The following is a 13967-nucleotide window of genomic DNA, read 5'->3' as shown; positions in this document are numbered from 1 at the left end:
AGCTAGGTGTTAATGTAAATACTCTACATACCTGGATCAGTAAATATTCCAAACCGGTGAAGACGGTAGCCAATAGAAGTGATGAACACATTTATGATGAAGTAAAACGTCTGAAAAAAGAATTGGCAAAAGTGATTCAGGAGCGTGATTTATTAAAAAGGCCACAGCGTACTTTGCAAGGGAAACTTTGTGAAGTACGCATGGATAACTGATCAGGCTAAAGATTACCCGGTAACGATTCTGTGCCGTTTTATGGATGTTTCCCGTAGTTGCTATTATGATTGGGTTAGCTCTCCTAAAACGGATAGAGAGAAAGAAAATGAAGCGCTTACTGAGCAGCTAAAAAACTGTTTGAAGACAGTCGCAAGACTTATGGAACCCGTCGTCTTAAAAAGAAAACTGGCTGAAAAAGGCGTTCATATAAGCCGCCGGAGAATTGGTCGATTAATGAAAAAAGCCGGTTTGTTTTGTAAAACGAAGAGACGCTTTAAAGCGACGACTAATTCCAAGCATAATAAGCGTATATCTCCAAATTTACTGGAAAGAGAGTTTACTGTCTCTCAACCTGATCGCTACTATGTGGGTGATATTACCTATATTGCCACCAAGGAAGGCTGGTTATATTTAGCGGTTGTCATTGACTTATTCTCTAGGCAAATTGTTGGCTGGTCGATGGATGAGCGAATGAAAGCCAAGCTAGTCAATGATGCTTTACTGATGGCCATATGGAAGCGTAAACCAATGGATGGATTGCTTTGGCATACTGACCGAGGTAGCCAATATGCCTCTGATAGTCATAGAAAAATATTGTCGGATCATAACATAATTCAGTCTATGAGCCGCAAAGGAAATTGCTGGGACAATGCTGTATCAGAGAGCTTCTTTCATAGTTTGAAAACTGAATTGACGCACCATTGTCGATTCAAAACCAGAGTAGAAGCAAAGCAGGCAATATTTGAATATATTGAGGTATTTTATAATCGGGAGATTCGGCTAATGATTATTTGTCACCAGTCGATTATGAAATACAGCAGGAAATAGCTTAAATCGATTGATTGAAGAGGGGTAAAAGGCGACATAAATGCCGCCCATTACCGTTGACGGCCATCGGCTCCTCAGCCTGTGCCGTGAAGATATTGTAACAGGATCATTACCGTTGTGAAAATACCTTGGGTGAATGGAACGGCTCTATCGTTCCAGAGGGCAAAGCCCTTTCTCTTCATCTATTTAAAGTTAACATGAGAAACTAAAATGATAGGAAATACAAAATGACAAAAATCACTTGAAACAGCCAAAAAATATTTAGAAAACTGTCCGGAAAAGTGTTGACACATCAGGCATTGTTCACAATGAATGTCTTTTGAACTGTGATACTGGGTGCCATCAATTACGCACAGTAATATATTGGGAAAAATAGCATAATCTTCTAAATGTTTGTGCCGTCTCAGACGTTCAAACAAATCTTTAAAAATGGGGGCGAACCCTTCACTGGGCACAGCATCAAGTATCTTTCGCAGTTGACTGTTTTGAGGTATATTCTCAACACCAAAGAGGGTTCGTAAATTATTTTTATGAAGCTCTTCTTCCATTCGCAACTGAAACTGTGCAAGGGAAGGCTCTTGAAAATACATACAGGCAAATGCACTCATCAATGCCTCTGTTTGGCTGTAGTCACATTTGTTTTGTTGGCGATTGTCTTTGATTGCCAGAAAATGAGAAGTAACAGCCATTCGTAATGCGGTAAAGCCCAAGTGCTTTTTGGTTTTAGTTAAGGAGGCCAATGGTTTAATCAGCCTTTTTTGTCAATTGTGGTCGTGGCTTGAGCATATCAGTTTCTCAATTTATTGTGAGTATACTGATCTGATCGATAGATCGTGAAAAAGTTCAAAAATAATTCAATTTTTTTCACTTTTTTAGTTTGGGTGGAAGAACAGTGCGAAAAGTATTATTTTGAGTCTTTGTTAGATGCTGCTGTGCTTACATTGTTCACGACGCCGATAATTGCTGCTCAAATCACAACCTTTATGACCATGACTGAGTAATATATCCATTATACTTGGAAATGCACCCTAAGGGCACTTCTTTCAGGGCGCAGCGAGGCATGACTGAGTATCATGAGTATAAGCAGCCAATAGGGTTCTTCACACTATCAGCGTGGGCACAAAAAGCGTGCCCACCCTACGCCTGAGTAATAAACGGTTCTTTAACGACTAGCTCTAACGACTAGCTCTAACGATTGGTTCTTTTGTTTTTCTTGCCACTGAACTTCTTCGCCATATTTTTGGTCTGACGATGGCGTTTAAGCAGTAATTGCTTGGTTTTATCGTTGTTTCTACGCGTGCCACGATAAGGATTAGTGCTATTTTTAAATTCTAATCGTATGGGTGTCGCTTCTAGCTTTAACCATTTACGAAACGAATTCATTAAATAGCGCTTATACGACTCAGGAATATGCTCCGTCTGACTACCATGAATCACGATCAGGGGAGGATTTTGACCGCCCTGATGCGCATAGCGCAGCTTTATTCTACGTCCACGTGCCAAAGGCGGTTGATGCATTTGTACTGCTTCTTCCAGCAAGCTACTTAATTTAGCTGGTTGATGGCGCTTCATCGCCGAATCGTAGGCCTTGTCCACTGAATCATACAATAAACCAACACCACTGCCATGCAGGGCTGAAATATAATGATATTTCGCATAATCAAGAAAAGGCAGGCGACGCTCTAATTGTTCTTTAACAAACTCACGCGCCTCTTTGGTCATACCATCCCACTTATTAATAGCAATAATAAGCGCACGACCGGTATCAATGACATAGCTGAGTAAGTGTAAATCCTGATCCGTAATACCCTCATGGGCATCGAGCATGATAATCACAACATTGGCCGACTCAATGGCCTGTAATGCCTTAATAATGGAGAATTTTTCAATGGTTTCTTTGACTCGACTACGCCGACGCACGCCCGCAGTATCGATAAAGGTATAACGCTGACCATCACGCTCAAAGGGGATGAATATACTATCACGGGTAGTACCGGGCATATCAAATGCCACCACCCGTTCTTCGCCCATCAGGCGGTTAATCAAGGTTGACTTACCGACATTAGGCCGACCAACAATGGCTAACTTAATGCCACTTTTTGCATAGGAATCTTCATCGGCCTCACCTTCTTCATCTTCAGGAATATCGCCTAAAATCTTTTCCATCAAGGGGGCGATACCATCACCATGAGATGATGATACCGCATAGGGCTGACCTAAGCCCAAAGCATAAAACTCAGCCTCAACGACATCTTCATTCATACCTTCAGCCTTATTGACCAGTATAAGAATGTCCTTACCCAATTCACGTAAATATTGCGCAATGGTTTGATCGTGTCCGGTAATACCACCACGGCCATCAACTAGGAACAAAATAATATTTGCTTCTTTCATGGCCTGATAAACCTGCGACTGCATCAGGGTATCAATGCCCTCATCTTCACCACTCAAGCCACCTGTATCAATAACTATATAAGGGCGATCACCCACGATGCCTTCACCATATTGGCGGTCTCGTGTAACTCCTGGCATATCCGCGACTAAAGCATCACGCGTTTTGGTTAAACGATTGAAGAGCGTTGATTTGCCCACATTAGGACGCCCAACTAGGGCTATTACCGGTTTCATAACTTGTTTCTATCGCTCTTCTTGTACTAATTAATTAAGTCGCAATGCGGCTAAAGTACCACCATTACCATAAATATAAACGGTATCACCCGATACCTGTGGCTGAACATGAAAACCATTACTATTGATCTTTTCACGCCCCACAATTTCACCATCAAGACGTGAGAGTATGTGTACATAACCCTCAAAATCACCCACTAAAATGTAGTCACCCACAGAAGCCGGTGCTGTCAGTTGGCGATAGGCTAGTTTGTCCTGTTTCCACAACATATCACCGGAAACACGATCCACTGCCCAAAGATTACTATCTGAATCAGTGACATAGATATGACGTTCATCGGCTGAAATACCGGCATAAGAGGACATTTCTTTTGCCCATAAAATTTCCCCTTCTAGAGCATCGATTGCCACTACACGTCCTTGATAAGTCGCCACATACAACACTCGACCTACAAGCACCATGGAACCATCGATATCAACCAAACGCTCTAAATCAGAACGGCCTCTGGGTACTGCCGCATTGGCCTCCCACAATAAGCGCCCATGTTGAACACCCACTGCGGCGACTTTACCACTATCAAAGCCAGTAAAGACTAATTCTTTACCACCAAGAACAGGGCTGCTATTACCACGTAAGGTTAGTACCGGCACGCCCCGATCATAGACCCAAAGCTGGCTGCCATTTTCTGCACTCAGACCAAAAATACGGCCATCCCCCGTGCGGACAATCAAGGTATCATCTTGTACCAATGGCGATGAGAGCATCACACTACTGAGTTCTTTTTTCCACAATACTGCGCCATTGCTATCATCCATAACAATGATCTCACCACGATTATTACCCACAACCAGGATGCCTTCACCATGACCTACGCCGCCGGTGATCACCATTTCTAATTCAATCTGCCAATTGACCGCACCCGTAGCCAAATCAAGCGAAGTGACCTGACCTTCACGATCGACGGTAAACGCTTCAATATCAGTAATTGCCGGCTGTAAATCCACAAAGGCTTCATCAAGACCAACACCAACGTCTTTAGTCCAGGTAGTTCCAACTTGTACACTACTCGTAATATCTTGTAGTTCAGTCGGTGGAATCGAGTTATCTTCGCCACCAAAAAAACTATCGGTCCAACCGCAACCACTGAGGTATAAACTCATGAAACTAAGTGCAGCTATGCCTATTATTCTTTTCGCTATCATTATGATTTTCCTAAATCATTACGTTTAACGCGTAAAATCTGTGCATTAGCACCAATCACAGCATAGGCTTCTAAGGCTTGATCATAGGCAGAACGTGCTTCGTCTATGCGTTTCATCGCAACCAGAACATCGCCTTTGACTTCCAGATAGCTGGCTCTGAAATTACCCGTTTCAACATCAAGTACTTTTAAGGCCGCATCATTTTTACCTTGTGCAGAAAGAATCGTTGCTAAACGAATTCTGGAAATATGCTGTAAATTTTGTGCCTTAGAGTTATTGATGACCCAATTAAGTTGAGTTTCAGCTTCAGATAACTTGCCTGCATCAATAAGCTGCTTAGCTTCCAACATGGCTGATAATGCCGCATAAGGGTAATCAGCATATTCACCCAGCATGGTGTCAACTTGTTGTTTAACGGGCTCGTCTTTACCTTCTTTTACAATTTGTAAGATATGGTCATATTCCATAGAAGCGGTCTGAGCCTGCGTCACTTGGCTCTGTTTCCACTGCTGCACACCCACAATGCCACCCAAACCAACGATGGTAATAACAATCACCATTATATAGTTTTCGCCCCACCATTTTTTTATGGCTTCTACCTGTTGTTCTTCTGTTTCAAAGTTATCCATTATGTCTCCCAGACACTTAAATTCTTAATCAAACTATTTATTTATTAATTTAGCCAACTAATTCAGCCAATAAGTCGGTCACCTGTTGCATTGTCAGCTGTTCTTGCTGAGGTTTATCAGCTTCTCTATCAGCGCGCAGGTATTTTACTGTGACCACATCGTTGTCCAACTCGTCATCACCTAAAATCAGGGCAATTTCTGCCTGACTCTTATCCGCTCGTTTCATCTGGCTTTTAAAACTACCACCACCACACACATTAAAAATTCGGACATTCTCCAGCTGATTGCGCAATTGCTCAGTGAGTGCCAGCCCGGCATTTTGTGCCCGCTCACCCATCATCAACATCACGGCATGGGGCTTTTTAAAGTGCTGCTCCAGTTTAGACTGTTCCAGCAGACTAATTAAGCGCTCCAGTCCCATAGCAAAACCGACGGCACGGGTATCCCGTCCACCGAGTTGTTTCACCAGACCATCATAGCGCCCACCGGCACAAATAGTGCCCTGAGCACCTAATTTATCAGTTACCCACTCAAATACGGTTTTGCTATAGTAGTCTAAACCACGTACTAATCGGGTATTGATTTCATAAGCAATACCCAGGCTATCCAAGTAAGCACATAAGCGTGAAAAATGTACTTTTGATTCGTCATCAAGATGATCCATCAATTTTGGTGCGGCTTCGATCATCGCTTGCATCGCAGGGTTTTTACTATCCAGGATACGCAATGGATTAGTCTGCAAACGGCGCAGACTGTCTTTGTCTAATAGCGCTTCATTGGCTTGCAAATAGTCCGTCAAAACAGCACGATAGGCCACTCGGGATTCCGGAGTACCTAATGAATTCAATTGCAAGGTCACTGAATCCGATAAGCCCAGCGTTTGCCATAAACGTGCCGTCATGCAAATCAGTTCAGCATCAATATCCGGCCCGTCCAGACCAAATACTTCTACGCCAATCTGATGAAACTGACGATAGCGACCTTTTTGCGGTCTCTCATGGCGAAACATGGGTCCCATATACCACAAACGTTGTTGCTGATTAACCAGTATACCATTTTGTATCCCTGCTCGCACACAAGCAGCAGTCCCTTCCGGCCTTAAAGTCAGGCTATCGCCATTGCGATCCTCAAAGGTGTACATTTCTTTTTCTACAATATCAGTGACTTCACCAATAGAGCGTTTAAAAAGTGCTGTTTTTTCAACAATTGGAAAGCGTATTTCGTCATAATCATAGCTTTGCATCAGGTGACGCAATTTTTCTTCGATAAACTGCCATGCAGGACTTTCATCGGGAAGAATATCGTTCATTCCACGTATTGATTGAATTTTGTCTGCCAAAAGGGTTTCCTTATTGGATTAAATTTGAATTAAATTGAGGGAATTCAGTAAAAAAGGGCTATTTTACCTTAAATCGAGCGACATTTTTCTCATTTATATACCTTGATTGATCAAAAACTTGCCCATTTAAGCTTATTTTAACGACACGGGCATCGCCTAAGAAAACCTGATAGGGTAATTTCCCCTCCAAATGTAAGACTTTAGAGGCTTTTTTCAGACCAGAAGCCAATACTTTGCCATCTGCGCCTTTGATTTTGACCCATGACGAACCGCTAAACTCGACAATCAACTGATTTTTAATGTTTGCACTGGTACTTTCAACTTGAGCACTCTCTTCTCTCTGAGAAGCTTCAGTGATCAAAGAATCTGCTATGGGCTTAGAGTCCTCAACTGGTTTAGAGTCCTCAACTGGTTTAGAGTCCTCAACTGGTTTAGAGTCCTCAACTGGTTTAGAGCCTTCAACTGGTTTAGAGCCTTCAACTAGATGAGAGTCTTCAACTAGATGAGAGCCTTCAACTAGATGAGAGCCTTCAACATATTTATCTCCAGCCGAAATGGCTTGCTCATTGTAAGCTTCACCAATATCGGGTAGCAATAAAGTCTCAGCATCCGTATCTCGCAGCTCTGTTGATTCAACTAATGAGACAGTTTTAGAAGCTGAGTCCGAGGTATTATTTAAATAATTTTCTGAACCATATAACCACAATTGCCAACCACCCGCAGCCAAGGCCAAAATAAGTAACAATATCATTACGGGAACAATAATGGCAGAAAAAGCGGTGAAATAACTTGATTGGCCCGTTAAATGCTTCGATTTAATCACTTTCAGCTCAGGCGAAAAATTATCAAAACCGCTCACATTTTTATAATATTCGATCAATGGATCTGGCTGGATGTTTAAGAATTTTGCATAGTTACGAATATAACCACAAACAAAAGTAGCCACAGGTAATTGCGTATGATCTTCTTTTTCCAAAGCCAGTATGATTTTTTTATCCAGATGCAGTTTTCTGGAAACTTCTTCAACCGTTAAATTTTGTTCATCACGGGCGGCTTTAAACTGCACACCAAAGCCATCTTCTTTGGACGCAATAATATCTTTCAGTGCTTGTTGTTCAGATTGTTTATCCAAGTTTAGTATTCCTGCTTGCCTTCATAAAACCATTTGGTTTCGTCCGAGTCTGGATATTTACTTTTTAATTGCAATTTAAAGCTAGATAATAAATTTTTATCCGGCTTACTCACTTCCTCTAGAATATTAATCCCTAACCATAGCGCATCTGAATCCAGTACAGACACTTTATAATAGCGCTCAAAATAACTCCAGGCATATTGAAAATTCTGCTTCTTGTAGTTTACTTTGGCTAAACCGAGTAATGCTAAGGCTGAATTAGCCGTCAGATCCAATGATTTTCGATAGAGTTTTTCTGCTAGATCCCAATTATTATTGCTCAAAGCACAAAAGCCTGCACTCTGATAAGCCTGGTCAAGATTAGTATAAAGCGGGTTGTTAAGCACCCGTTTAAACATCACACGCGCTTTTTCGTAATTTTTCTGCTCGCAGAGAAAAATAGCATAATTATTTAATATAGAAGAATTATTGGGTGCAATTCTCAGCGCTTTATTAAATGACGATTCCGCTTTGTCCGGGCGCTCTAAACGGCCATATAACACCCCAAGATAATTATGTGCCTGGGCATTATTCGCATCAAACTCTAAGGCTTTATTTAATTTAATCAAGGCACGTTCGTAATTACCATTACCAATATAGCCTGCGCCTAATTGGGTATTAATCTCTGACGCTTTATTGCCACCTTCGCCACTACTACTTTCAGAATAACGAACACTTAAGTCATCGTCACCAGCAGTACTGTCACTCAGTGGCGAATTCTGACAGGCACTCAAAGCACCCAAGGACAATAATACGATAAACAACTTTTTCATCAAAATAACTTCCCTTTTACAGTTACAGCAAAAATAAGCAGCGTTTTATTTATTTTCTACACCCGTTCGGCGACTTTTGTCTTTTACTTTACCCGCTAATTGACCACACGCAGCATCAATATCTTCACCTCGTGTCTTGCGTACCACCACCACATAACCGGCCTTGTATAAAATATCTTTAAAGCGATTGATGGTGTGCATTTTCGAGCATTCAAAATCACTGCTTGGAAACGGGTTAAATGGTATGAGATTGATTTTACAGGGCATATTTTTTAGTAAAACAGCCAGTTCGCGGGCATTTTTCTCACTATCATTAACCCCGGCTAACATAACATATTCAATGGTAAACTGCTTCTTTTTCGTATCACCGCTGAAATAGTGCTGACAAGCCGCTAATAGCTCTTTGATGGGGTATTTTTTATTCAGGGGGACTATTTTATCACGAATTTCATCATTGGGGGCATGCAGTGAAATGGCCAAGCTAACATCGCATTCTTCACGCAGGCGTTTCAATGCTGGCACAACTCCGGCGGTGCTGAGGGTCACACGACGTTTGGATAAACCATAAGCGTTGTCTTCAAGCATTAAATGGATCGCTTCAACCACATTGTTGAAATTAAGTAGTGGTTCGCCCATGCCCATTAATACCACATTGGTAATGACACGATTTTTTGAGTCCTGAACTTTACCATGATGCGTACTATCTGAGTCATCTGAAGAGGCTTGAGCTAGAGGGTTTAAGGCCAGATTAGCGACCCATAACTGGGCGATAATTTCTGCACTGGTTAGATTGCGGTTAAAACCCTGCTTCGCCGTTGAACAAAAACCACAATCCAAGGCGCAACCGACCTGTGATGAAACACATAGTGTACCGCGATTGTCTTCAGGGATATAAACCGTTTCAATGCTATTGCCACCATCAAGACGCATTAGCCATTTAATCGTACCATCGCTGGCCTTTTGTTCGGCAACAATTTCAGGGGCTTTGATTTCAGCGATTTCACTGAGCCGTTGGCGCAGTGTCTGGCTGACATTGCTCATCTGAGCAAAGTCATGAGCACCAAATTGATGAATCCATTTTAACACTTGCACAGCGCGAAAAGGCTTTTCTCCAATTTCAGAAAAAAAAGCCTTCATGTGGGCCAAATCATAACCTAATAGGTTAATTTTATTGGACTTAAAGTTAATAGGCTGACTTGATGCCTGTTCACTCACGATCGGCAATCCAGGCCATTTGTATGGCTTCAAGAATTTGCTCACCACAATGTTCTTCCGTTTGCTCAAAGCCATCCAACGCCAAAATCCATGACATCAGATCAGGGAAACTCACATACTGTGGATCAACATCTGGATACAACTCATCAAGTTCAATAACCACTTCATGTGTATCGGTCCATCTTAAGCCCATTACTTATCTCCTGCTTACTTATTTTTTATGACTGTTTTAAGCTGGGAAAATCAGACTTTTCCAGCTTAAAGCTTGTTAACCAAAGCTTAGTGATTTTCAGAGACCATATTAATGGTATATTTAGGTATTTCAATCACTAGGTCTTCATCGGCAACCACAGTCTGACAACTCAAGCGTGAATCAGGTTCAACGCCCCAAGCCTTATCCAGATAGTCTTCTTCCAGTTCAGTAGCTTCTTCCAAAGAATCAAAGCCTTCTCTCACAATGACATGACAAGTAGTACAGGCACAGGATTTTTCACAGGCATGTTCAATTTCAATGTCATTTTCCTGAGCAGCATCACAAATAGTCATGCCCGGTTCTACTTCTATAACCGCACCTTCAGGACATATCTCTTCATGCGGTAAAAAAATTAATTTAGTCATTTTCTGGCCCTTTACACTTTAGCTTGTTAATTATGTGGCTTATTTAGTTAATATCGTCAACACGTTGACCGCTCAAGGCCAGATTGATACTGGCATCCATACGGCGTTGTGCAAATTCTGAAGTAATCTTATCGACGGCTTCAATTTTAAGTTTGATTGCTCGTTGATCATCCTGCTGAGCAATTTCAGTCAATTCATCAACTCCCTGACGAATTTCTGCTCGCTCCTCGGCAGAGAGTAATTTTTCACCGTCTTCTTCTAATGCGGCATTAAGCGCTTCGACAACGCGGCTAGCTTCAACTTGTTCTTCACGTAATTTTCTAGCATCCACATCATCCTGTGCATAGCTGAATGAGTCTTTGAGCATGGTTTCAATTTCACCATCACTTAAACCATAGGAAGGTTTAACCTGAATACTGCTTTCTACACCGGAGGTTTCTTCTCGGGCAGCAACAGAAAGCAAGCCATCCGCATCAATTTGAAAGGTGACTCGAATTCTGGCGGCCCCGGCAACCATCGGTGGTATGCCACGTAATTCAAAACGTGCTAAAGAACGGCAATCGCTGATTAATTCTCGCTCTCCCTGAACCACATGAATCGCCATAGCGGTTTGACCATCTTTAAAGGTGGTGAAATCCTGCGCTCTGGCCACGGGAATGGTGGTGTTTCTATGAATGACTTTTTCTGCCAGTCCTCCCATCGTTTCCAAGCCTAATGAGAGCGGGGTAACATCCAGCAATAACATATCATCCTCGGATTTATTGCCCGCTAAGATATCGGCTTGACGTGCTGCACCAATAGCCACCACTTTATCCGGATCTAAATCGACTAATGGCTCGGTACTAAAAAATTCACCAACCATTTGACGCACTAAAGGCACTCGAGTCGAACCGCCAACCATCACCACATCTTGTATTTCATCACTTTCAATCCCGGCATCTCGTAAAGCACGGCGACAGGGTACGAGTGTTTTTCGAATGAGGGGCTGAATTAATAATTCAAACTTTTCACGGGAAATTTCAACTTCCCAAGCTTGTTCTACATCGGACTCAATCGTTATGGTGCAATTTTCATTTTGGCTGAGCGTCTCTTTTGCTACTCTGGCGGCATCTGAAATGCGCCGCAATACTTTGGCATCCAGCTCATTGACATTGATTTGTTCAATAATCCAATCGCTTAATAGCTGATCTAAGTCATCACCACCCAGAGCCGAGTCACCGGCTGTCGATAAGACTTCAAAAATACCCTTGGTCAGTTTTAAAATGGAAATATCAAAGGTACCGCCACCTAAATCATAAATAACATGAATACCTTCGCTACCGGAATCCAGACCATAGGCCACAGCGGCGGCTGTGGGTTCATTGATTAGGCGTAAGACTTTAAGACCGGCCAGCTTAGCAGCATCTTTAGTTGCCTGGCGCTGGGCATCATCAAAATAAGCAGGTACGGTGATTACTGCGCCCGTTAAATCACCACCCAAGGCTTCTTCTGCGCGTTGTTTCAAGCATTTTAAAATTTCTGCTGACACTTCTACGGCACTGACATCCCCGGCAATGGTGTGAATTCTTGGTACGACTGAATCCCCTTCAGTGACAATATCATACATACTCTGTTGTTCGATATCTTCCAGACCACGCCCCATATATCGTTTCACGGAAGCAATGGTATTCTTGGGATCTTTTGCGGCATTTTTATGTGCCTGATAACCCACATCAGTTTGATAACCTTGCTCATTTTTACCCAGAAACTGTACCACGGAAGGCAACAAATGCTGTCCTTGCTCATCCGCAATAGTTTCTGCCATGCCACTACGGACACTGGCGACTAAGGAGTTTGTGGTACCCAAGTCAATGCCAACCGCTAGTTTATGCTGGTGCGGTGCAGTGGTTTCTCCGGGTTCAGATATTTGTAATAAAGCCATAGTGATATAATTTCTAATTAAATTCGTTAATAATTCTTGCCATTTCTTGCTAAAAAAATGACGTTACTGTTCAGTGTAATTCACGTACCCAATTAAATGGCTTGTCTTTACCGGGTCGCTCGAGCACATCCATGTGACGCTTTATGAAAACATCCTGTTTTCAAAACCCTGTAAAGACAAGCCATTTAATCGGATACTCTATTGGAACTCTACAATGCACTTAATCCTAAAAAAATCAGTTAATAGTTACAAGAGAGACTAGTATTGATCAGCCAAGTCTTCTTCTTTATTCAGACATTCTTCCTGCAGGCGATTTAAAAATTGCATTTTTAACACCTCGGATTTTGCCTTTTTCAGCAGTTCATCTTGATTAGTTGCTACTTTATCTAAGGTGAGCTGTTGAAATAATGATCTTAATACTTCAATCGCCTCTTTAATACGCTGCTTAACATTGTTTAAAATGCCATCCAATGCTGCTAGCGGATCGCTTTTATCGCCCACTTGAGAGAGGCTTTCTCTTAGCTCCATTTGTTCCATCAAAAAAGCAGGCTCAACACTAGTATCATTTTCATTCAGTTCGATGCCAAATAAGGATAATAGATATGTGGCACGTCGAGTGGGATCTTTCAAGGTTTGCAAGGCATCATTGATCTGTGCCGCTTTTTGGATTGACAAGCGACGCTCTAAATCGGAGGCATTGGCATAGTTGTCAGGGTGTATGCTTTTTTGGATCTCATGGTAATTGTTTGTCAGTGCTGTTTTATCGACATCAAAATGAACGACCATACCCAGTAAGCTAAAGTAATTATCTGTCGGAATGTTATTGCTATTATTTGTCATGAGAACGAAGTAGCCTGAGACGTGAATGATGATGCGGTTTATATGTGGGAAGTGTTAAACCGGTGTTTTGTTTGCTTTCAAGTTTGTATGATAGTTGTGAGTTGATATTTAGTGGTTAAGGTGGATGTGCAAGCTTATCCACCTCAATTGAAGCCAACGATTAAAACTCTTTATTACTGGACGTTGAAACTCTTTATTACTAAACGTTGAAACTCTTTATTACTAAACGTTGAAACTCTTTGTTACTAGACGTTGAAACTCTCACCACAACCACAAGCGTCTTTAACATTCGGGTTGTTAAACTTGAAACCTTCGTTTAAGCCTTCGCGGCCATAGTCGAGCTCTGTGCCATCGATGTAGATCAGGCTTTTAGGATCAACGATGATTTTTACACCCTTGTCTTCAAAGACTTCGTCTTCATCTTCAACGCTATCGGCAAATTCAAGTACATAGCCCATACCGGAACAACCATTTGTTTTCACGCCTAGGCGTAATGCTTCGCCTTTGCCACGGTTTTTAATAAAACCGACAACGTGTTTTGCTGCTGCATCAGTGAGTGTAATTGCCATAAAAATAACCTAAATCATCA

14 protein-coding genes and 1 pseudogene are annotated in these 13967 nt (G+C 41.9%); 2 read left to right on the top strand and 13 right to left on the bottom strand.

Features of this window, described 5'->3' with window-relative positions; translation table 11 throughout:
- Positions 1–2: 2 nt before the first annotated feature.
- Together JEU79_RS18610 and JEU79_RS18605 are read left to right on the top strand one after the other, a co-directional pair.
- Positions 3–212: pseudogene (locus tag JEU79_RS18610) on the top strand (transposase); the annotation flags it as partial.
- Positions 190–1041 carry an IS3 family transposase gene (locus tag JEU79_RS18605; RefSeq protein WP_198265312.1) on the top strand — a complete coding sequence of 284 codons (852 nt, stop codon included), beginning with the start codon at positions 190–192 and terminating at the stop codon, positions 1039–1041. The pseudogene JEU79_RS18610 and the gene JEU79_RS18605, both read left to right, overlap by 23 nt.
- Positions 1042–1223: 182 nt before the next feature.
- On the opposite strand, the gene JEU79_RS18600 is transcribed toward JEU79_RS18605, so the two are convergent.
- The 13 genes from JEU79_RS18600 to iscA all read right to left on the bottom strand — a co-directional run bounded on the left by JEU79_RS18600 (position 1224) and on the right by iscA (position 13947).
- Positions 1224–1781 carry a hypothetical protein gene (locus JEU79_RS18600; protein WP_198265311.1) on the bottom strand — a complete coding sequence of 186 codons (558 nt, stop codon included), beginning with the start codon at positions 1779–1781 and terminating at the stop codon, positions 1224–1226.
- 448 nt (positions 1782–2229) lie between these two features.
- Positions 2230–3669: a ribosome biogenesis GTPase Der gene (der, locus tag JEU79_RS18595; RefSeq protein ID WP_198265310.1), complete on the bottom strand. Its 1440-nt coding sequence runs from the start codon at positions 3667–3669 to the stop codon at positions 2230–2232.
- A gap of 30 nt (positions 3670–3699) precedes the next feature.
- Complete coding sequence (gene bamB, locus JEU79_RS18590) at positions 3700–4872, bottom strand: outer membrane protein assembly factor BamB (protein ID WP_198265309.1); 1173 nt, start codon at positions 4870–4872, stop codon at positions 3700–3702.
- The gene (locus JEU79_RS18585; protein ID WP_198265308.1) at positions 4872–5501 is read right to left on the bottom strand and encodes a YfgM family protein; all 630 of its coding nucleotides are present in this window, start codon (positions 5499–5501) and stop codon (positions 4872–4874) included. Before JEU79_RS18585 ends, bamB begins: the two co-directional genes overlap by 1 nt.
- A gap of 49 nt (positions 5502–5550) precedes the next feature.
- Positions 5551–6840: a histidine--tRNA ligase gene (gene hisS / locus JEU79_RS18580; protein WP_198265307.1), complete on the bottom strand. Its 1290-nt coding sequence runs from the start codon at positions 6838–6840 to the stop codon at positions 5551–5553.
- Positions 6841–6898: 58 nt separating this feature from the next.
- Complete coding sequence (locus JEU79_RS18575) at positions 6899–7972, bottom strand: helix-turn-helix domain-containing protein (protein WP_198265306.1); 1074 nt, start codon at positions 7970–7972, stop codon at positions 6899–6901.
- A 2-nt stretch (positions 7973–7974) separates the two neighbouring features.
- Entirely contained in the window at positions 7975–8784 is an 810-nt protein-coding gene (gene pilW, locus JEU79_RS18570) for a type IV pilus biogenesis/stability protein PilW (RefSeq protein ID WP_198265305.1), read from the bottom strand.
- Between the two features lie 45 nt (positions 8785–8829).
- A complete protein-coding gene (rlmN, locus tag JEU79_RS18565; protein ID WP_198266072.1) occupies positions 8830–9972 on the bottom strand; it encodes a dual-specificity RNA methyltransferase RlmN in 1143 nt (380 codons plus the stop codon).
- A 19-nt stretch (positions 9973–9991) separates the two neighbouring features.
- A complete protein-coding gene (iscX, locus tag JEU79_RS18560) occupies positions 9992–10192 on the bottom strand; it encodes a Fe-S cluster assembly protein IscX (RefSeq protein ID WP_198265304.1) in 201 nt (66 codons plus the stop codon).
- Positions 10193–10278: 86 nt separating this feature from the next.
- Complete coding sequence (gene fdx, locus JEU79_RS18555) at positions 10279–10617, bottom strand: ISC system 2Fe-2S type ferredoxin (protein ID WP_198265303.1); 339 nt, start codon at positions 10615–10617, stop codon at positions 10279–10281.
- A 43-nt stretch (positions 10618–10660) separates the two neighbouring features.
- On the bottom strand, positions 10661–12538 hold the full coding sequence (gene hscA, locus JEU79_RS18550) for a Fe-S protein assembly chaperone HscA (RefSeq protein ID WP_198265302.1): 1878 nt from the start codon (positions 12536–12538) through the stop codon (positions 10661–10663).
- A gap of 258 nt (positions 12539–12796) precedes the next feature.
- On the bottom strand, positions 12797–13378 hold the full coding sequence (hscB, locus tag JEU79_RS18545; protein WP_198265301.1) for a Fe-S protein assembly co-chaperone HscB: 582 nt from the start codon (positions 13376–13378) through the stop codon (positions 12797–12799).
- Between the two features lie 245 nt (positions 13379–13623).
- A complete protein-coding gene (gene iscA, locus JEU79_RS18540; RefSeq protein ID WP_198265300.1) occupies positions 13624–13947 on the bottom strand; it encodes an iron-sulfur cluster assembly protein IscA in 324 nt (107 codons plus the stop codon).
- Between the last annotated feature and the right edge of the window lie 20 nt (positions 13948–13967).

It is taken from the genome of sulfur-oxidizing endosymbiont of Gigantopelta aegis (assembly GCF_016097415.1).
GTDB lineage: Bacteria > Pseudomonadota > Gammaproteobacteria > GRL18 > GRL18 > GRL18.
Note: the sequence above shows the minus strand (reverse complement) of the source record. Positions and strands in the feature narration are given on the sequence as shown.